At 45.4% G+C, this 21570-nt stretch carries 16 protein-coding genes; 9 read left to right on the forward strand and 7 right to left on the reverse strand.

Features of this window, described 5'->3' with window-relative positions; genetic code table 11:
• Positions 1–424 precede the first annotated feature (424 nt).
• Entirely contained in the window at positions 425–1978 is a 1554-nt protein-coding gene (locus tag GMES_RS00285) for a tryptophan halogenase family protein (protein WP_006990524.1), read from the forward strand.
• A gap of 61 nt (positions 1979–2039) precedes the next feature.
• Entirely contained in the window at positions 2040–2756 is a 717-nt protein-coding gene (locus tag GMES_RS00290) for a SapC family protein (RefSeq protein WP_006990525.1), read from the forward strand.
• Positions 2757–2867: 111 nt separating this feature from the next.
• Here the strand turns inward: GMES_RS00290 and GMES_RS00295 are convergent, their stop codons facing one another.
• Complete coding sequence (locus GMES_RS00295) at positions 2868–4586, reverse strand: ATP-binding protein (protein WP_006990526.1); 1719 nt, start codon at positions 4584–4586, stop codon at positions 2868–2870.
• Between the two features lie 168 nt (positions 4587–4754).
• Here GMES_RS00295 and GMES_RS00300 point away from each other — a divergent pair, with 168 nt between their 5' ends.
• Complete coding sequence (locus GMES_RS00300; RefSeq protein WP_033187723.1) at positions 4755–5165, forward strand: hypothetical protein; 411 nt, start codon at positions 4755–4757, stop codon at positions 5163–5165.
• Between the two features lie 71 nt (positions 5166–5236).
• On the opposite strand, the gene GMES_RS00305 is transcribed toward GMES_RS00300, so the two are convergent.
• Positions 5237–5857: a LysE family translocator gene (locus GMES_RS00305; protein ID WP_006990529.1), complete on the reverse strand. Its 621-nt coding sequence runs from the start codon at positions 5855–5857 to the stop codon at positions 5237–5239.
• A gap of 164 nt (positions 5858–6021) precedes the next feature.
• Here GMES_RS00305 and GMES_RS00310 point away from each other — a divergent pair, with 164 nt between their 5' ends.
• Positions 6022–7539, forward strand: a complete 1518-nt coding sequence (locus tag GMES_RS00310; RefSeq protein WP_006990530.1) for a DUF3360 family protein — start codon at positions 6022–6024, stop codon at positions 7537–7539.
• A 295-nt stretch (positions 7540–7834) separates the two neighbouring features.
• Positions 7835–8464, forward strand: coding sequence for a substrate-binding periplasmic protein (locus tag GMES_RS00315; RefSeq protein WP_006990531.1), 630 nt, complete (start codon positions 7835–7837; stop codon positions 8462–8464).
• 343 nt (positions 8465–8807) lie between these two features.
• Here GMES_RS00315 and GMES_RS00320 read toward each other — a convergent pair whose 3' ends face one another.
• The 5 genes from GMES_RS00320 to GMES_RS00340 form a co-directional block, all read right to left on the reverse strand.
• Complete coding sequence (locus tag GMES_RS00320) at positions 8808–9044, reverse strand: hypothetical protein (RefSeq protein WP_033187727.1); 237 nt, start codon at positions 9042–9044, stop codon at positions 8808–8810.
• 373 nt (positions 9045–9417) lie between these two features.
• Positions 9418–10782 carry an MATE family efflux transporter gene (locus GMES_RS00325; RefSeq protein WP_006990534.1) on the reverse strand — a complete coding sequence of 455 codons (1365 nt, stop codon included), beginning with the start codon at positions 10780–10782 and terminating at the stop codon, positions 9418–9420.
• Positions 10782–12026: a molybdopterin molybdotransferase MoeA gene (moeA, locus tag GMES_RS00330; RefSeq protein ID WP_039986155.1), complete on the reverse strand. Its 1245-nt coding sequence runs from the start codon at positions 12024–12026 to the stop codon at positions 10782–10784. Before moeA ends, GMES_RS00325 begins: the two co-directional genes overlap by 1 nt.
• Positions 12027–12168: 142 nt before the next feature.
• Positions 12169–12939, reverse strand: a complete 771-nt coding sequence (gene moeB, locus GMES_RS00335; protein WP_006990536.1) for a molybdopterin-synthase adenylyltransferase MoeB — start codon at positions 12937–12939, stop codon at positions 12169–12171.
• Between the two features lie 65 nt (positions 12940–13004).
• Positions 13005–13886: a TraB/GumN family protein gene (locus tag GMES_RS00340; protein WP_006990537.1), complete on the reverse strand. Its 882-nt coding sequence runs from the start codon at positions 13884–13886 to the stop codon at positions 13005–13007.
• Between the two features lie 603 nt (positions 13887–14489).
• Here GMES_RS00340 and nirB point away from each other — a divergent pair.
• The 4 genes from nirB to cobA are packed head-to-tail and all read left to right on the forward strand — an operon-like array spanning position 14490 to position 21402.
• A complete protein-coding gene (gene nirB, locus GMES_RS00345; protein ID WP_039986142.1) occupies positions 14490–17075 on the forward strand; it encodes a nitrite reductase large subunit NirB in 2586 nt (861 codons plus the stop codon).
• A gap of 10 nt (positions 17076–17085) precedes the next feature.
• Positions 17086–17430 (forward strand): nitrite reductase small subunit NirD, encoded by a 345-nt coding sequence (nirD, locus tag GMES_RS00350; RefSeq protein ID WP_006990539.1) that lies wholly within the window; start codon positions 17086–17088, stop codon positions 17428–17430.
• 49 nt (positions 17431–17479) lie between these two features.
• Entirely contained in the window at positions 17480–20377 is a 2898-nt protein-coding gene (locus tag GMES_RS00355) for a nitrate reductase (protein WP_006990540.1), read from the forward strand.
• Complete coding sequence (cobA, locus tag GMES_RS00360; RefSeq protein WP_006990541.1) at positions 20374–21402, forward strand: uroporphyrinogen-III C-methyltransferase; 1029 nt, start codon at positions 20374–20376, stop codon at positions 21400–21402. The genes GMES_RS00355 and cobA overlap by 4 nt, the downstream gene beginning before the upstream one ends.
• The last annotated feature ends 168 nt before the right edge of the window (positions 21403–21570 follow it).

A 21570-nucleotide genomic window follows, 5' to 3' on the forward strand; every position in this document is an offset into this window, starting at 1 on the left:
CGGTGAACATGCACGTGAATATTGAGCCGACGCTATAAGCATTGAATAGGGCCGCCTTTATGGGCGGCTTTTTTATCGATGAAAAGCATGGCTTTTATCATCTGCAAAGTGTTTTACTACCTTTTAGGTTAGGGCGTGTTGATCTTTTCTGCTTATTTTTGCAGCGGCCTGTGTGCTGTTTAGGCAAGGCGAGTGGTTGAAGGTCTAGTGGGCTAAATCAACACCATTCAACGCGATATAAACAGCACACAGGCGCTGCCCGAAAGGGTCGTCATGGAAGTATTTTACTCTTTGTCACAGACCTTTGACTTAGCCCTCTAAGCCCGCAGGACTGTTTCGCGATTAAAACGCTCCATTTAGACCGAAATTCATACAGCAAAGATCAACACGCCCTAGTAAGAGAATAAGCCCTCTGGAGAATCATATGGCACAAGCAATAAAATCGATTGTTATCGTAGGCGGGGGCACCGCAGGGTGGATAACCGCTGGCACAATAGCCGCCAAACTTCAAAGCGAACATGCTGATGGTTTTAATATTACCTTAGTGGAATCACCTGATGTGAAACCCATAGGTGTGGGCGAGGGAACTTGGCCTACTATGCGTCGCACGCTAAAGGCGATGGGAGTTAGAGAGACCGATTTTATTCGCCAGTGTAATGTATCGTTCAAGCAAGGGGCTAAATTTGCTAAGTGGGTCACAGGTGCTGAAGATGATTTTTATTATCACCCACTGGTGTTACCGCAAGACTTTGACAGCACTAATCTTGCCCGTCACTGGATGGAGCGCCCGTTCGAACAGTCTTTTTCGCAAGCGGTCAGCCCGCAAGAGGCGGTATGTGAAGTCGGGCTAGCACCAAAATCTATCGCGACCGCCGAATACACGTCCATTATCAATTATGCTTATCATTTAGATGCGGGGCGTTTTTCAGTCTTCTTGCAACAACACTGCACTGAAAAACTGAACGTGCGCCATGTTCTGGATAACGTAACAGCGATCAACGCCGCTGAAAATGGTGATATTGCCAGTGTGTCTACTACCACCAACGGCGATATCAGCGGCGATCTGTTTATTGATTGCACAGGCTTTAAGTCATTGCTGCTTGGAGAGCATTTCAAGGTCGGTTTTAAGTCCTGCAAAGATGTATTGTTTGTTGATCAAGCTTTGGCCATCCACGTGCCTTACGAGAGCGAAGATGCGCCTATTGCTTCGCATACCATATCAACCGGGCAGAGTGCTGGGTGGGTGTGGGATATTGGCTTACAAAATAGGCGCGGGGTGGGGCATGTTTATTCCAGCGCCCATACTACTGAGGAACAAGCGAGTGAAGAGCTGCTCAACTATATCGCCCAAACGGGTGGCCACGTCAATGAAGCTGATATTCGCAGAATTCCCTTAAATCCAGGCCACAGAGTAAAATTTTGGCACCAGAACTGCGTTGCCATTGGCTTATCCGCTGGGTTCCTTGAGCCCTTAGAAGCATCGTCTTTGTTACTAGTGGAGATATCAGCGTCAATGATCGCTGATCAATTCCCGGCGACGCGGGATGCGATGGAAATTGTTGCCCAGCGCTTCAACAGCACGTTCTTGTATCGATGGGACCGTATTATCGATTTCTTGAAGCTGCATTATATGCTGAGTAAGCGCAATGACTCAGCTTTTTGGATAGACAATCGTGACTCAGCAAGCATCCCTCAAAGCCTGCAAGACCAATTAACGCTATGGCAATATCAACCGCCTTGGCATAATGATTTTGAACATGCGATAGAGGTGTTCCCTGCTGCCAGCTATCAGTACGTCCTTTACGGCATGGGGTTTGATACGCAAGCCAGTGCGCTAGGCATGTCAGAAGTGTACAAACAAAAAGCCAGTAGTTTGCGCCAAAAAAACACGCAACAGATTCAGCAAATGCTGAAAACATTACCCAGTAACCGGGCGTTAATAAATAAAATTCATCAGTACGGGTTACAAAAAGTGTAAACTTTTTCAATCCGACATGACTCCCAGATAGTCAGCAAACAAGCATAACTAGGAGGCGGCAGTGGCCCAGCCAGTACTAATCGATTATAAACAGCATAGTAAAACCCTAATCAAAACGCAGAGGGGCGCAGAGTACGGCGAGAATGTGCACTTTATTCCAGTGATAGCCGATGAGGTGAGGGCGCTTGCCCTTGCGTATCCTATTTGTTTTTTGAAAGACAATAATACAGGGCAATTTGGTCTAAATGTGTTGACGGGATTCGAAGCGGGGGAAAACTTATTTTTGCAAAATAATGAATGGCGCACTCATTATGTGCCTATTCATTTAAGACGCCAGCCGTTCTTGGTGGGGGTGACAGAAAACGGCGCCAAGCCCACAAGCGATAATACCGTACTGACACTGGATATGGACAGCGCTAGGGTCAATACTGAGCAAGGTGAGCGTTTATTTGACGAGCAAGGTAACGCCAGTGCTTATCTGACCCAAATGGTTGATTTGCTAGGCCAACTCATGTCAGGAAACAACCGTACGGAGGTCTTCATCAATGCGTTGCTCGAGCAGGACTTAATCGAAGAGTTGCAACTGAGTATTACCCTTAAAGACGGTCAGCAAAAGCGCTTCGACGGTCTATACAATATTAATGAAGCGAAACTCGCTGAATTAAAGGGGCAAGCACTAGAAGATTTTAAAATGAAGGGCTATTTGCAAGCGAGTTATTTAATTGCTGCATCTACTGGGCATATTCAAACCTTGTTGAACTGGAAAAAACAAGCCTAGTAACCAATACAAAATGATGCGCTGAGTGGCGCGTGTAGCGCTTTTCAGCTATCGGTAGCTAAGTAGGTTTTTCGCTTTATTCCGCTACTAACCTCGACAGATAATTTTGTATTACTGCTCAAGATTAGCGTGTTGGTATTTGTACAAAATCGATTTCAGTGCGTCAAAATCGACAGGTTTAGTCAAATACTCGTTCATTCCTGATTCGAAACATTTTAAGCGTTCGCTATCTAGCACGTTCGCCGTGAGCGCGGCGATGGGAATGCTTTTAAATAACTCACCCGCTTCGCCAGCGCGAATGCGTTTAGTGGTTTCATAGCCATCAAGGTTTGGCATTTGGCAATCCATAAGAATGAGGTCGAAACGTGTTTTCTGGCAACGCTTCAAGGTAGAAATTGCCTCAAGGCCATCATTAGCAATGTACACTTGTACGGCTAGCCCATGTAATATAGCCAGCATAACCTCTTGATTGATAAAGTTATCTTCAACCAATAAGACTTGAGCGTTTGGAAATGTTAAAGCCGCGTTAGGTTCCTCTTGTTCAGTATTTGAAAATTGTGGGGAGGCGAGTTTGACACAGAATTCGAAGGTTGAACCTTTATCTAATTGACTATGTACTCTTATGTCTCCACCCATCAAGGCACAGAGCTGTTTTGAAATCGATAAACCCAGCCCTGTTCCACCAAACTTTCTGGTCGTTGATGTGTCAGCTTGAGTGAATGAATCAAAGAGATAAGGCAACGCCTCATCACTCACGCCTATGCCTGTGTCAGTCACAGCGCAGTGCAACTGCAAGTCGTCACCTGAGCAAGTCAAGCTAAAACGCACATGTATATGGCCAGCCTGGGTAAATTTTATAGCATTTGACAATAGATTATTCATAATTTGCCGTATGCGATAGGGATCACCAACCACTTTGGTGTGTTGTAATTCTTCTTTTATAAGCGACAGTTTCAGTCCTTTTTTGCTCGCTTGAAATTGTTGGTCGTGGACCAATTCTGAAAAAAATTGCTCAATATCAAATTCCACCAACTCAATGGTTAGCTCACCCACCTCAATTTTAGAAAAATCGAGAATGTCGTTAATGATCACCATTAGTGAGTCAGCACTGCGCTTTGCTGTTGCGATGTAATCTTGCTGCACTTTTTCAAGCTTTGTTTGCGAGACCAATTCAATCATGCCAATGACACCGTTCATCGGCGTACGAATTTCATGACTCATATTAGCCAAAAAAGCACTTTTAGCCTCCGTGGCGGCTTTCGCTTCTTTCTCGTGTTCAAGGGCGATATCTCGTTCGCGTTCAAGCTCTGTTTGTTTTCCCACCAAGTTCTTCCGAGCTAAATGAGCAAACCAACTGAGTAAGGTACTCATGGCCATCGCAAAGAAAAAATGTTGAATGAGAGCCATTTGTAGAACATTACTGATAACTATCCATCCAACCCAATTAAACATTACAGCACTACACCACAGAGCACGATGTGACAAAACGATACCAGACGCAATGATGGTGACGAATGTGTTGGTAGTTTGCTCAGGCGCTTGAGATAACCATAGATGCAAAAAGCTATTTGCACTGGCTAAAAATATAAGTAATAAAAGGGTAACTTCTTTGCGAGTCGGATCGATATAGTTTGCGCGAAAACCAACGGCTGTATTAATCGCGGCAGTTACTAGCGCTACTGGAATCAAAATCCACTTGAAAGATTCTTGCAATAAGAAGACATGCGCCACAGTCAAAACAACATAAAGAAATGCAAGGAAATAGGCAACTGGCCTTAGTAGACTAGCGTTGGAGTCAAATTGTTTGGCTTCAAGCCTTTCTTGGTTCAAATCGGTCGGTCACTTCATGCGAATAATAACGCTAATATTAGAGGAATCTTTACTTAATGTTGTCATATACTTAAGTAGAATAAAGGCATTTGGATAAGCAAATCCGGATTCCTCATTTTGCTGGTAACATAACAAGATTCCATCTCACGTTACTCACAAGGTTGCTCTATGAAAAAATATCTGAGGTCTGTACTCATGGCCGTTTTTTGTTTTTACGGCGTGTCTTTAACGGCTGCTGCGAATGACGATTACACCATCGACAGCGATAAAATTCTTGTCACTGTGGTGCTAAAACATCAGCAAGACAAAAGCTTGACCGAGCTACAACAGAAAATGGATGAAAATCGGTTCTGGCAGTCTTTCCCGCCTAAGGGTATTGAGATTGAGTCTTGGTACGTGATGATGGGGTTAGGACAGGTAATTACAGTTAACATTCACCCTAAAGATTTGCGCACCCTCAATCTTGCTATTGAGAAGTCAGCGTGGGGAATTTTCGATACGGATATCTACCCAACCTATGAATTCAAGGAGATAGCAGAATCGATAAAAGCGAAAAAAGCGCAGAACGATAGTAAGTAAGCTTTGCTTTAGAGGTGATTTATCTTTTCCGGCTTTCTCGTTGCTCTAAGTTTACTTATTTTACGAGCAGGTTAATCGATGATCAGCTTTACGCCTAAGAGACCTAATAATCCGCCTGCCAATCTGTCTATGTGTCGTTTGAATCGTAAGTAAGCATGTTGGGCTCTCTTCGTCGAGAGTAAAAGTACGACCAAAGAGTACCAAACAATATCGCCAGTGAACGCGAGTAAGCACAGGAGTACCTCGGAATATGCTGGGGTTTCTTTTGGCAAAAGAGCGGCAAAAATGCTACCAATAATGATGGCTGTTTTCGGGTTACTTAACTGGGTCGTTAACCCCAATAGCACCGCTTTTAAAAAGTTTGTTGTGTTTGCCTCCTCAGGTGCTATCAGCTTCATCGGTTCAGCAGCGCGTTTCCACATTTTATAAGCCAGATAAAGCAAGTACGCTCCTCCAAGCGCTCTTAAAGCTACATACATCGATGGCACTGCCTGTAAAATAGCGTACAAGCCGTATATCGCTAAAAGCGCGAAAATAGCGGCACCTATGGCGAGGCCTAACGTGACACCAAATCCTTGCATTTTCGATTTGCTGACCGCAGTTGTAGCCACCAATATAAAACTAGGACCAGGACTCATAGTACCGAGCATAAATACCATTCCTATGCCGATCAAAAAACTGTATTCACTCATAAATCGCTTCCCTTTTATCTCCCTAATAATATTCGACCTACTCTATAAGACCTTTTGCTTATGCGCTAGCCATCGGTATTTGATTTATTCTTCACTTCTGTACAATTTTGCTTTAAACGAAAGCGATTTTTATTTTCAGCAATTCACTCGCTTTTAGGAGATACATGAATACCAGAACACACGACGATGCGGGATCTGAACCTCATGAAACAACAGAGCAAATTCCTCCCATCGGTAGTTACGAAAATCTGCATAAACCCAGCTCCGAGTTCAACACTAGAGATGAATACCTCGAACATGAGTTGCAAATTATGCAGCCTAAGCGCTGGCGACCTAACTTACCTTTTAGGGATTATCGTTTCGAGATTGAAGACACTATTCCGGCGCTGGCCGGAACAATCGGCAAGGTGGTTATGGTCAGCGCTATTGCTGCTACCTTTGCAGGTACGTTAGGCTTAAGTGATGCTTTTGTGCTTGAGAATGTGCGCTACGAGCTGCTCATCGTCTCGGTTTTTATTGTGTTGTTCTCTGGGTTTATTTTACCGACCGCCAATCTTGCAGGTACCCACGGGCCGCTTATTCCTTTGATCCCCATTGTGGTGGCCGCAGGGGGTCATCCTATGGCGTTTGGTTTGTTAATCGGGGCGTTTGGTTTGATATTGGCATTTAGCAAGGGCGGTAGTTTACTCGCAAGGCTTACCAGCAAAGGTGTTTGCGGCGGGCTATTACTGTATTTAGGCTTCATAGGTACTATTTCCCAAGTGAAGAAACTGTTTGCTTGGGCAGAAAGCATTCAAATGACGCACATTGCCTTTATCGTTATTCTTGCAACCATTTTGTTGTATGCCTTATTAGAACACTTTAAAAAGCGCTGGCTGGCGGTGCCACTAAGTTGCCTTATCGGTGGAGTCGTTGCTTTCTCGCTTGGCGCACCGTTTGAATTCCACACTGCACCTGGTTTACCCAATATGAACCCCATGTACTGGTGGGGTGAAAATACAGGCTGGATGCTTGGCATGCCAACATTAGAGAGCTTTATGGTAGTACTGCCGTTCGCTATTCTGGCGGTAGCCATGTGGTCGCCAGACTTTTTGGGGCATCAGGTCTTTCAAAAGATTAGTTACCCGCAACGAACCGAAAAGGTCCAAATGAATATTGATGACACCATGTTAAGTGCATCAGTTAGACAGACATTTGGCTCTATTTTTGGTGGCGCTAATTTCACCTCGTCTTGGGGCACCTACATAGTGCCAGCTGCTATTGCTAAACGCCCTATACCTGCGGGCGCCATTTTAACCGCGCTGTTTTGTGTTATCGCTGGCGTGTGGGGATATCCAATGGATCTAGCTATATGGCAGCCTGTGCTTTGCGTGGCACTGATCGTGGGCGTTTTTATACCACTGCTTGAAGCCGGAATGGAAATGACCAGAGAAGGCAAAACCACGCAATCCGCTGCTATAGTGGTGTTTGCGTCATCATTGGTGAATCCCGCATTCGGTTGGTCACTCACTATGTTACTGGATAATTTAGGCCTAATTGGTTGCAAAGAGCGAAGCGCAGAGCTGACGCACATGAGCCGCTGGATCATTCCATTGGTGATGTTCGTTATATTGACCAGCGTCATGGCTATGGTGGGCATGCTCCCAGGAATACCTGCATTGTTATCCAGCTTTAGGCATTAAATCTTTGGTCTTTAAGCTAAGCATAACGAAAGGGAAAAAGGTGTTAATCACGCATGAATACGTTTTATTCATGCAGGTCTTGAGTAAAAGTGTGCGTAAAACGATGTTGAATTGTAATTATGTAATATTGGGCTGTTGGTTTAACGCTTGGGGTAGGGGATAATCAACTCTGATTTTTACGCTGTCTGGTTGAATTATGAGATTTGTTGTCCTGGTTCTTATTGCCCTGTTGGGCTTCGTATCTACTTTGTGTCATGGTAAGGACGTTCTAAGAAGCTCTGTATCCAAAGAGTTTATGAATGGTTTGCAAGTCAAATATCTTAAAAATATTGCTAAGCATATGAATATGGAAGTTGAGATTGTTCCAATGCCGTTTGCTAGAAGAATAAGGGAACTGCGAGAAGGTAACTTAGACGTGTTAGTCGGGCTTCAGCGGGTGGATGGTACGCAAGATGAAGTTGTTTATATCAATCCAAGTTATGAAACGTTGAGACATACATTTTTTGTTCGTAAAGACGATATAGGTCAGTTACTGAGTTTTACCGATTTAAAAAAATTAAACATTGGCGTGACTCGTAATGCAAAATATTTTGACAGATTTAACCAAGAAACAGACTTGATAATGGTTCCCGTATCGACGCTTTCGCAAAAGATAGAGCTGTTAAAGAAAGGTAGAATTGACACTTTCATTCATTTTCAAGAAAGTGCGTTACCATTTTTAAGCGATATGGGGCTGCAAGATGTCATCGTTCTAGCCCAGTATCAACCCATAGAGGTCAATAGTTATCACGTAACAATCAGTCAAAATTCACCATTTTTTAATAAAAAACACCTGTTTGAAACAGCTGTTAGAGATGCTCTTGCGAATAATGAATTTGCCACTATTCGCCGAGAACACTACTTATCTCGAGCTCGCCAAAATTAATTATTGGTACTGTTCCTCCCTGAGTTTCCTTCGCGTGCTTGGAGCATCACTCACCAATAAACGTGTACCTACCGCCACCTTGTTTGAGCTCAAAGGTAGTGCAATCAACGTTTTCCCCTTTAATGGCAAATAGCATTTTTATTCCTGCTGGCTCAAAACGAAAATCAGTGGTGGAATAAGGCGTTAGATTTAGCACCCCTGACCGGTGGCCTTTGCTATCAGAACTGCCCCATCGTTTTTGAGGGTAATGTTAAGCGGTATTTGGTTTGACGAAAACAGACCTTGGTATTGGTTTCATTCTCTTTCGGTTAAGGTAATCGCTGTTTAAACAAAGTCAGGAAAATCAAATGGCACATCCTAGTAGGTGCTTAAAATAGCAATGCTGAACCTTTATTGACATGTTCATACCGTTAGACGTCAAGGTAAAAGCAATCTCATCTTCACTTATGTAGCTTGTGTGTCCGTAAGCGTCTTTTTCACGACAGGGATATTGGAACAGTCCGCGACCATAACCCTGATTCAACTCTTTCATTTTCGCCAGCGAATTTGCTGAGGTAAGCTTGCCTATTATTAGACTCATTTGTTTGCCGCATATTTATACGAGTTAGCTTGATTCGCTGACATCTTAATTGGTCCACCGAAGCACCTTCTGTTCAGGCCCAATTTAGCGGTGATACGCTTATGCAATCGACTTTTTTAGGTATCATGCGCGGTCTTTTCAATGATAAATCCCAGTAATATATGCTGCTGTTTTAATAACTGACAGCGCTGTGCGGTGCAAAGTCGCTGTCTAAAGCTTCAATTAAACTCAGCATTTCAGTTTTGCTTTTAGGTTGGGCCATGTACTGCTCATACTCAGCGGTATCGGTGAAGTTATGAATATTATCATCACAGCTTCTTCACTTATCATCACAGCCACCTATGTTAGCAACAATGGGTGGCTGTAAAGTGGGTTAAATGCTCAATTCAACAGGCATGTTTTCCTGACGGCGCTGCACGTGGCGCAACCTAAGGCCCAGCAATATTGCCGCTGAGGTTAACCCGCATATGAAGCCAGTCCAGAAACCTGCTGCGGCCATGTGCGGGACTATCCAATCAGTGAGGGCTAATATGCAGCCTATCGTCATGCCGATTACCCAATAGGATATGAAACTAAGATAGAACATGGCTGCGGTGTCTTTGTAACCGCGTAAAGCAGTAGCTGATACCACTTGTATGGCATCTGAAAACTGAAATAGAGCTGCTAGTAACATAAGGCCTGCCGCCATGTTTATGACTTCAGCATTGTTACTATAAAGTTCCCCAATGTGAACCCGGGCTAAATAGGTCATAGTTGCTGTCAATGTGGCAGAAGTTAACCCCATTAAAAGCGCCGCGCGGGTAGCCATTTTGGCTTGTGACGGATTGTTTTCACCCAATAGATGACTCACTCGTATACTGGTCGCCATGCCTAAACTCAATGGGATCATAAACATCAGTGATGAGAAGTTAAGCGCCACCTGATGCGCTGCGACAATCGTTGAGCCAAAAGGTGCCAGTAATATTGCGACGACAGTAAAAAGCGTGACCTCAAATAAAATGGTCAAGGCAATGGGTAAACCTAATTTTAGGCTAGCCCACATGTCTTTAAAATTAGGGGCAAAAATTCGGGTGTAAAGCGCATATTGTTGTAACTTTTTAGAATTGAGGGTGTACACCCAAGTCGCAAACATCATGGCCAAAAACACCAAGCCAGTAGCAATGCCACAGCCTGCACCGCCAAAAGCGGGTAGGCCGAGTTTGCCGTATATAAATACGTAGTTGGCGGGGATGTTCACCAACAATCCGATAATCATAATGATCATACTCGGTTTGGTGATAGACAAGCCCTCACACACATTGCGTAACACTTGGTATAACGCAAATGCCGGCATGGAGTAGAGTACATATCGCACATAATCGATAGTAATCACTCGTAGGTCTGCTTCCATCTCAATTAACGAAAAGAAAAAATCCAGACAGGTGCTGAGTAGCAGTGCCAATAACGCAAAAAATAATGCTAACCACATCACTTGATAACTGGCATTAGCAACTTTATCTATTTGCCTTGCCCCATTGAAGCGGGAAATAATCGGCGGCAGTGCCAACGTTAGGCCCTGAATAAACACGAGCATAGGCATAGTAAAGCTAAAACCTATGGCCACAGCGGCCATGTCGGTAGCGGAAAAACGCCCCGCCATTATAGTGTCAGATACGCCCATTAACGTTTGGGTTACTTGGGCGATTAATAAGGGCCAAGCCAAATGGGCAAGGGCTTTGAATTCGATTTTTAGGGTCACTAGTAAGCCAATGAAGTAAAAGGTTGAATATGCACTGTGCTGCCTTGTTCTACGCTGCCGGCATCTTGTGCCAGCACGATGTAACAATTAGCGTGGGCGATGCTGCTCATTACGCCTGAGCCTTGTTTGCCGTTGGGGCTGACGAACAGTTGGCCGTCTTGATCTGTACGGTATATGCCTCGCTGATAATCAGCACGTCCAGGGACTTTGCGTATGTCGCAGTCTGCGGTGGCATTTAGTAGCATAGCCGCACTGGGAGTTTGTCCACTTAGGGTTTCAAGTACTGGCTTCACTAATTGCTCGAAGGTGACGTAAGATGAAACAGGATTGCCAGGAAGGCCGCAGAACCACGCTTTGCTTAACTTGCCAAACGCAAAGGGTTTGCCGGGTTTAATAGCCACTTTCCAAAAATTAACACTGCCTATACTTTGCAAAACGTCTTTAGCATAATCAGCATCACCGACGGACACGCCGCCACAAGAAAGAACGATGTCACAATGCGTGTCAGCCTCTTTAAACGTGCGCTGTAAGCTCTCACGTTTGTCTTCTACTATGCCAAAATCAATCACATGGGCGCCAAACTCCTCTAGCATCCCGCGCAGGGCATAGCGATTGCTCTCGTAAATTTGCCCACTTTTAAGCGTGTTGCCAGGGGATACCAACTCATCACCTGTAGCAATTAAGCCCACCTTAAGTTTACGGACCACCGGCGCAGCAGAGATCCCCACAGAGGCCAACAAAGATAAATGCGCGGGTGTTAAGCGCGTCCCAGCCTTCAGTACTGCCGCTCCGTGGCTAATATCTTCTCCTGCTCTTCGCACACTGTTACCTGCTTTAGGCGATTGCATAAATTGAATGTGTTGGGGGTCGACATCTGACACAGCGGTATTTTCTTGCATCACCACGGCATCAGTCCCGTTTGGAATAATAGCGCCGGTCATAATGCGCACGCATTGGCCTGTATTCACAGTGCCTTCATAAGGGATACCTGCGAAGGCTGTGCCGACTAATTCCAAGGTATCTTTTAGCTGCAAGTCCGCAGCTATCATGGCATAACCGTCCATGGCGGAGTTGTCGCTAGGGGGAACATTTACTTGAGAAATAACGTCTTCGGCTAAAATACGCCCTCGAGCCTGCATTAAGTCGCATTGTTCATGCTCAGTCACGGGTGAAATAACGCCGCGCATTGCATCTAGCGCCTGTGATAAAGGTAATAAACCTGGGGTGTCGCAACTGGTTATTATCATAAAAGACTACTTATTCGAGGAATTTCTTAGCCGACTAATATTACTGACAAGGGCAACGTAACGAAAGGCTAAACATGAAATAAAACTGCAAGTAGTTATGTTTATGAATTTACCGTTTTGTTGTTTGTATCTAGCTGAACTAGCCCGTTTTGGAGCAAACGCTACAGTGGGGGTTCTTAAGGATAGAAAACCGCTGGAATTGCGAGGATTTAGCATCGAACAGCTGCAATATACCACTTAGCAGTTCGCCAGCACCCGTGAGATATTTAATTGCTTCCAACGCTTGCATGCTGCCTACAACGCCAACTAACGGAGGTATTACGCCAGCTTCCATGCAGCTTAGTTGCTGCTCTGGAAAAATCTGGCTCAAGCATTGGTAGCAAGGGCTGTGGTTATCCATAAGGTACGTGCTGACTTGGCCTTCAAAGCGGATCGCTGCGCCGCTTATTAAAGGCACCTTATGAGCGAAACAAAGTCTATTAATTTGCTGGCGAGTGGCTAAATTGTCAGTACAATCCAGTACCACATTATGCTGGCTTATTTGCTGACTCAGCGTCTTATCATCAAGCCGTTCGTCAATGGTGTTGATAACGCACTGGCTGTTATTAGCCAATAAGCTTGCCTTCGCTGAATCGACTTTTTTAATGCCTACGTCTCGTTCATGATGCAATATCTGGCGATGTAAATTTGATAGCTCAACCTTGTCATCATCCACCAAGGTGATTTCGCCTATGCCTGAACTGACAACATATTGTGCGGCAGCGCAGCCCAAACCGCCTGCACCAATCATCAAAACCTTTGAACCCATGAGTGCTTCTTGGCCATCAAGGTCAATGCCTGGTAATAAAATTTGCCTCGCGTAACGCAAGGCGAGTCCTTTGGTTAATGTCGGGGGCGTAATAGAGGGCATACTTTCCTGATAAATAGGGTCCTAATAGATAGCGCCATGGTAAATATTGGCTGTTTTGTGCTTAGCTATAATTTTTCAACGCTGTAGCCCTGCGCTTTTAACTGCTTTAATACGCTGTCATCGCCCGCAAGGTGCATTGCACCGACCATAATAAATTCTACGTTCGACGTTTTTAGCATATCTTCTATATGTGGCATCCAGTTGGCGTTTCTGGTGACAATCAAATCCTGGTATATTTGTGCGTAGTCTTGTTTAAAAGGCACAATACTGATGTCTGCCATTTTCTGCATATCGCCTTCGCGCCAGCTGGTGCGCATGTCACCTATTAAGGCGGGCATTTTCTTAATGTCTCGCAAGGTGTATTCAATCAAGGCGTCGTTGTCGTCACCTCCCAAATTGGCGAGAAAACTCAATTGCTCATCTGGGGTTTCAAGCCATTGAATGGTTTTGCCAGCCTGAGTGCCTTTGTCAGAGTAAAATTGGTCAACGCCTTCACTTGTAAAGCCAAGGCTTTGTAGTTCGATAATACTCAGGGTAATACTGATAAGGCTCGGCTTCATTGCCGCCATTTGCGCGATCGGCATACCTCGCTGGGCTAAATGCGTTTCGAGCTTCTGGTAACTTTGTTGTGATAAGTCGTCTTTGAGTGAGCGACCATCCGTGTAAGTCATCATTCCTAACATTTTTTGCTGGAACTCAACGCTTTTCACTGCAGCCATATCTGTTTCAAACACTAGGGTTGAAGCGTGTTTATAGGCAGTTTCATATTCACTGGGTAAGGGGTAATCCTCTGGGGCCAAAATATGAATAGTACCGCCAATGTATAAGCTGTTGTCACCAGAGGTGACCTTCCATACTGAAGCGGCGTCCACCGTGGTGGTGAACAACGAGATGGCAGCAATTAGAGGCACAGAAACTGAGTAAAAAGCCGAGCGAAATAGTGACATGATCAATAGTCTTCCTTTACGAGATAAATAATCGGCTTCTTAGGACTCGTTAGGCTTAATGAGTTAAAAAAGCGTTTAGTGAGCACAGATAACCTAATCGTTAATCACTCAGTGTGCCGCTTTTAAGCCGACAAAGGAACAAAAAATCCCCTGTATAGAGTTGTTTGGGCAAACAATGTGCAATCAATCGATAGTTGACAGCGATTGGGGTTGCATAGCTAACTTAAAGCGTTGCGTGTTCTGCACACAATTTCTGCACACATTTTCTGTACACAATTAATAGGAGAGCCCTCCCATGGACTTTGCTCCATTTTAGATGTTTTGCACCAAGTTAGAGCGTCATAAAATGCAGTTTGCATATCGTGATTTATAACCATATGAATTATAAGGAATTAATATTTGGCAATGATCCTGCATTAATTCAACTGAACTCGTTCTAGAAAGCGAATACCATTCGCGATAAACACATTTATGTACCGTGCCGGCAATTAACGCCAAGCATCGAACAGGCAAAGAAGCCCACTAAGACTGTCAGCATTCAGTCGTGTGGGCTTTTTTTATGGGCAAAATTAGTTGAGTAAACACTTCGTTCAGGGGACCAACATGTCAGCAAATACAGTCAATATAGTCGTGGTAGGAAACGGAATGGTGGGCCACCATTTTGTTGAGCAAATCACTAATCACGGCAAAACCGACCCTTCTATTATCTATAAAGTCACTGTTTTATCAGCTGAGCCAAGACTCGCTTACGACCGGGTGCATTTGTCGGAATACTTCTCTGGTAAGACAGCGGACGATCTTGCCTTAACCACGCCAGCGCAATATGAAGCACTAGGTGTTGATTTTCACCTTGATGCCGCAGTGGTCGACATCGATAAGCTAGGTAAGTTTGTTAAAACCAAATCCGGTCAGGTTTTCGCTTACGACAAACTCATTATGGCCACTGGCTCATATCCGTTTGTGCCTCCAATAGAAGGTAACGATCAACCTCATTGTTTGGTGTACCGCACCATTGAAGACCTAGAAGACATTAGCGCTTCTGCCAAAGTGAGTAAAACCGGTGTGGTTGTGGGGGGCGGCTTACTGGGTTTAGAAGCGGCAAATGCACTGCGTGAAGCAGGTCTTGAAACTCACGTTGTAGAATTTGCACCGCAGTTAATGGCGGTGCAAGTCGACACGGGCGGCGGTCGTTTATTAAAAGACAAGATAGAAGCCCTAGGCGTACAAGTTCACACCCAAAAAGCCACACAGCGTATTGAAGCGGGTCAAACCAGTCGTTATCGCATGTGCTTTGCCGATGGAGATTTTTTAGAGACCGACATGATCTTGTTCTCAGCGGGTATTCGCCCCCAGGATACGCTAGCACGCCAATATGAGATAAAAATCGGCGAACGCGGTGGTATCGTGGTTGATAATCACTGTTTAACATCTGAGCCAGATATCTATGCCATCGGTGAATGTGCCCTGTGGAATAACTTCATTTTTGGTTTAGTTGCCCCAGGCTACACCATGGCACGCGCTGCAGCGAGCCACATTACGGGTGGCGATGTAGAGTTTTTAGGCGCAGATATGAGCACCAAGCTGAAACTTATGGGCGTTGAAGTGGGCTCTATTGGCGATGCTCATGCTCGTATACCTGGAGCGCAAACCTATATTTATGAAAACCAGCCTGATGGCGTGTATAAAAAAATGGTAGTTAACCATGAGCAAAGCGTTCTACTTGGCGCAGTGTTGGTCGGCGACACCGGTGATTACGACACGCTTCTGCAATATGCGTTAAATGGTATTGACCTACCTGAGCATCCTGAAAGCTTGATATTGCCCGCCTCTGGCGATGCGCCAGCAGTTGGCTTAGGCGCTGATGCGCTGCCTGAAACCGCGACTATCTGCTCATGTCACAACGTATCAAAAGGCGACATTATCGCTGCTTTTGATGGCGGAGCATGCGATTTAGCCAGTGTTAAATCATGCACCAAAGCCAGCACTGGTTGTGGTGGGTGTTCGGCGTTACTCAAAACTGTGGTCGACAGTGAATTGGGCAAACGCGGCGTAGAAGTGAAAAAAGACATTTGTGAGCATTTTGCTTATTCCCGCCAAGAGCTTTACCACATGGTTAAAGTGGGCAAAATTCAAAGCTTTGACGAGTTGATTGAAAAACACGGTCACGGTTTAGGATGCGAAATTTGTAAGCCCGCTGTGGGCTCTATCATGGCGTCAGTGTGGAATGACTTTGTGTTAGAAAAGCCCCACGTAGCCTTGCAAGATACCAACGATACATACTTAGGCAATATGCAGAAAAACGGTACCTACTCGGTAGTGCCACGTATTGCTGGTGGTGAAATCACCCCAGACAAACTGATTGTATTGGGTCAAGTCGCGAAAAAGTACAACTTGTATACCAAAGTCACAGGTGGTCAACGTATCGATTTGTTTGGCGCGCGAGTAGAGCAGCTGCCCCCCATCTGGGAAGCCTTAATCGCTGCCGGCTTTGAAACCGGTCATGCCTATGCTAAATCGTTACGTACCGTTAAGTCTTGTGTGGGCAATACATGGTGTCGTTACGGTGTACAAGATTCCGTAGGGCAAGCTATCGATTTAGAGAACCGCTATAAAGGTCTACGTGCGCCGCACAAAATAAAATTTGGGGTGTCAGGTTGTACCCGTGAGTGCGCAGAAGCCCAAAGTAAAGACATTGGGGTTATCGCCACTGAAAACGGTTGGAACTTATACGTCTGTGGTAATGGCGGTATGAAACCTCGTCATGCGGATTTATTTGCCACTGATTTGGATGATGCCACTTTGGTTAAATATATTGATCGTGTGTTGATGTTTTATGTGGCCACCGCGGATCGTTTACAGCGCACCTCAGTATGGTTAGAGAACCTCGAAGGCGGGTTAGGGTATTTGCAAGATGTGGTTATCAACGACTCCCTGGGCTTAGGTGAAGAGCTCGAGCAACAGATGCAACACATCAAAGATACCTACCAATGTGAGTGGAAAACAGCCATCGAAGATGAGTCCTCACGTAAACGTTTCCGTCAATTCGTCAACAGTGAAGAAAGCGATAAGAATGTCGTGTTTGTACAAGAGCGCGCGCAAATTCGACCCGCGACAGAAGCGGAATTAGAAACCCTTGCTAAATCAGGCAAAGGTACAGAGCAAATTATCGATGTCGTCGAGTTGGCGTAAGGAGTCAGTTATGAGCACAGAACAAAATTGGACAGATATTTGTCACTTTAATGACTTGGTCGATAACTCAGGCGTATGTGCGCTAGTGAAAGAGCAACAAGTGGCCATTTTTAAAGTTCTCGAGAAAGGGCAGGCGCATTTTTACGCCATCAGTAACTGGGACCCCATCGGTAAAGCGAATGTTTTGTATCGCGGTTTGATTGGTTCAGTGGCGGACAAAACCGTGATTATTTCGCCCTTGTACAAACAGCGTTACTGTTTAACAAGCGGTGAATGCCTAGACGATGAAGCGCGCAAAGTCAGTGTTTATGACGTGCGTGTTGAGGGCGATAAGGTTCAACTAGCGGTGGCGTAATGCCACCTTAGTGCCGCCTACTAGTTAATTTTTCAAAAGGCCCTACTACATGATAAACCCAACCAGCGCTTCCCAGCCCTCAGTTCAAGGAGCGTGTTCAAAGCTAAGCACCACAACTTGCCCTTATTGCGGAGTAGGGTGTGGTGTAGACGTTACTAGTAACGTCGAGGGTGACAGCGAACAACTTGTGAGCGTTCAGGGCACGGCTAGCCATCCGGCTAACTTTGGGCGCTTATGCGTTAAAGGCAGTAAGCTAGCTGAAACCAATGTTAAGCAAGGTCGACTCATGACTCCTATGGTTGATGGCCAGCGGGCTCAATGGGACGCTGCTATTAGCACCGTGGCCAACAAATTTGCCAGCCTTATAGAGGAGCACGGGCCAGACTCAGTCGCATTTTATGTGTCAGGGCAGTTATTGACCGAAGATTATTACGTCGCCAACAAATTAATGAAAGGCTATATCGGTAGCGGCAACATAGATACCAACTCACGTTTATGTATGTCTTCTGCGGTGGCTGCCTACAAACGTGCGTTTGGTGCTGATACCGTACCTTGTAGCTACGAAGATTTAGAGTTAACTGAATTATTGGTGTTGGTGGGCTCAAATGCCGCATGGACACATCCAGTATTGTTTCAACGCATTGAGCGCGCCAAAAAGCTCAACCCTAATATGCGTCTGGTGTTCATTGACCCTCGGCGCACGGCAAGTTGTGAGGCTGGGGACTTACACCTACCCATTAAACCAGGCACCGATGTGGCGTTATTCAATGGCCTAGTTCACTATCTTGAGCAAAATAAGCACCTTAATACAGATTACATTGCTGCTTTCACCGAAGGTTTTGATGACACCATTACCGCCTGTGAAAGCTGGACTCTAAGTGCGGTTGCCGAATATTGTGATGTTAACCAGAGCTTAATTGAGCAGTTCTATCAGCTGTTTGCAGGCAGCGAGTCAGCAATCAGTTTTTATTCAATGGGGGTGAACCAATCTAGCAGCGGTGTTGATAAAGCCAATGCTATTATCAATTGCCATCTAGCCACGGGCAAAATAGGTCGTGAAGGCTGTGGACCGTTTTCTATCACGGGGCAGCCAAACGCAATGGGTGGTCGTGAAGTCGGTGGGCTTGCCAATATGTTGGCGTGTCACATGGATATTGGTAATGCACAGCACCGAGCATTAGTAAAAAGCTACTGGCAGTCACCTACCATCGTGCCTGATATTGGTTTGAAAGCGGTGGATATGTTTGACGCCATCGAGCAAGGCAAGATTAAAGCCATTTGGGTAATGGCAACGAACCCTATGGTGAGCATGCCCAATAGACATAAAATCAAAGCCGCTTTAAACAAATGTGAAATGGTGGTGGTTTCAGATTGCGTGGCAAACAATGACACCATCGCAATGGCTGACGTGGTACTGCCTGCCACTGGTTGGTCAGAGAAAAACGGTACGGTTACTAACTCAGAACGCAGGATTTCACGCCAGCGGGGCTTTTTGCCACCCACAGGGGAAGCACGTCATGATTGGCAGATAATCTGCGACGTGGCGAAAAAAATGGGTTTCAGTAACGGTTTTAACTATGCCAACCCAAGTGAAATTTTCGACGAATATTGTGGCTTAACCGCAGAGCAGAATAACGGTAGCCGAGATCTTGATTTATCTGGCCTATGCGGGCTAACGCAAAAACAGTACGACAACCTTGCACCAATTCAATGGCCGGTAAACAAAGCCAACCCTGACGGGGTAAAGCGCATGTTTACCGACGGTCGCTTTTTCACCGCAAGCCAAAAAGCCCAGTTCATTGCTATTGAGGCTAAAGGCCCTGAACAAGCAACCACGACTGAATTTCCGTTTGTGCTTAATAGCGGGCGCGTTCGCGATCAGTGGCACACCATGACGCGCACAGGCACCAGTGCCGATTTAACCAGCCATGTGGCCCATGCTAGCGTGGCACTAAACAATGTTGATGCGTCCAAATTACAGGTGAAAGAAGGCGACTTATTGGCGCTATCGTCACAAGTCAGCACCAGCTTAAGTCAAGTCATATTGCCGGTGAAAATAGATGATGGGCAGCGTAACGGCGAGTTTTTCGCACCCATTCACTGGAGCGAGCAAAATCATGCGGCTGCCAATATCAGCCATTTATACACAGATGCTAACGATCCCATTTCTGGCCAACCTGAATTAAAACACGCTGCCATTAACGCGCTAAAAGTCGAGTTTTTCCATCATGGTCACATCTTTATTACACAGCATCTTGAGGGCGGCCACGAGCAACGCCAAGCTGTGATAAACAAGCTGTGTTCGATATTTGATTACTGGCGCCTGACCAAGATAGCGGGCGGCGAGATGCTAACATTTGCTCATGGTCGTGTTCCTTCACCGCGGATTGAAAGCGACAGCCTAGCGTTTGATTTAAAAGAGTTTATTCAATCAAGTATCAGCGCCAAGTATATTTGGGCTGCGCGCAAAGGCTATACCCAGCAAAGCGCTTATGCGTTAACGGGTGATAGATTACAGTTTGCTGCATTTAGTGACATAAATATCCTACAGGATAACGCGCTTTGGTTAAGTGCTTTACTCGCAGCAGACAGCTTGAACGTTGAGCAAACAACCGCCTTGTTGCGCGGCGAGCCAGACGAGCAATTTAACCAAGGTCGCTTGATTTGTAGCTGCTTTAAAGTGGGCATCAACCCGATCAATGAAGAAATAGCCAAAGGCTGTAACAGCGTTGATGGATTAGGCGAAAAACTAAAATGCGGAACAAACTGCGGGTCATGTAAAAGCGAGTTACAACAGTTGATCAATGCTCGCGAGCACGACAATGCAAATAGCGCCGGTCATACGCCTGTTTTAGACACAGTTAACGACGCTTCGCTTTCTAAGAAACCCCAACAAAATCAGATAACATTTAGCGGTGAGCGTATCGCTGTGGAGACCCAATTATGAACACCCCAACTAGCGTTTTCTCACATGTGAATAGTTTTCTGCCACAGACATTGAGTCAATTTTTGGCGCAATTTTTTAAATTCAATCTGAATTCGCCACAAGCGCGCTCATTTGATGCAACAAAAGGACTAAATTCTGGGTTACGCACTGGGCTGAAAAACCTAGATTACAGCGCAAATAGGGCGAGCGCCAAAGGTGGTGTAGGGCATGTTCACCTTATTGGCTCTGGCCCTGGTGATGCAGAATTACTCACGGTTAAGGCTTATCGGTTACTGCAAAGTGTCGATGTGGTTATGTACGACTGGCTGGTCAATCCGGATATTCTAGACATGATCCCAGCGCATGTAGAACGTCGTTTTGTTGGTAAAAAGTGCGGCGAGCACAGCATGAGCCAAGTACAGATAAGCGAACTGTTAGTCAGTGTGGCCAAAGAAGGCAAAACCATTGCGCGCTTAAAAGGCGGTGATCCAGCCATATTTGCCAGAGCAGCTGAAGAATGCGATTTACTGACCAAGCATCAGATCCCATTTAGCATAGTACCTGGCATTACTGCGGCATCTGGCGCATCTGCTTACGCCGGAATACCTTTAACCCACAGGGATTGCGCCCAATCAGTGCGCTTTATCACTGCGCATTTAAAAGATGCTGCATTACAACCAGATTGGCAAAGCTTGGTTAATGGCGCTATGCCAGATGCCAAAGGCAAAAACGCTGAAACGCTGGTATTTTATATGGGACTACGACGGGTTGAATCGATTATGCAACAGCTGCAGTCTCATGGTTTACCTGTTGACATGCCAGTGGCGATCATCGATAAAGCCACCAGTACTCAACAGCAGGTCTGCATAGGGCAGGTGAAAAACATCGCACAGCGCTTAGCATGTCGCCATTTTACTGGGCCTGCGATTATTATAGTGGGTGAAGTGGTCAGTAAGCGTCAAAGAGTCGTTTCTTATCACCAACAAGACGGTTTACAATGCCAAACACACAATGAAATTGACAATGCGCTTGCGCAGTCTTTTTAACGTTATTGGTGTTTTGAGTGCAAAATGTACGGCAGTGAGGTTTTGATATGCGCTATACGCTTATCTATTACAGCAGAGCAATGAAAGCTCAAGGCGTAGTGCTGTTGGCACAAGACACTTGAAACACCGTTAGAAGACATCGACGCGTCGCATTTATAAAGGCACCAC

The sequence above is a fragment of the Paraglaciecola mesophila KMM 241 genome (genome assembly GCF_000315015.1).
GTDB lineage: Bacteria > Pseudomonadota > Gammaproteobacteria > Enterobacterales > Alteromonadaceae > Paraglaciecola > Paraglaciecola mesophila.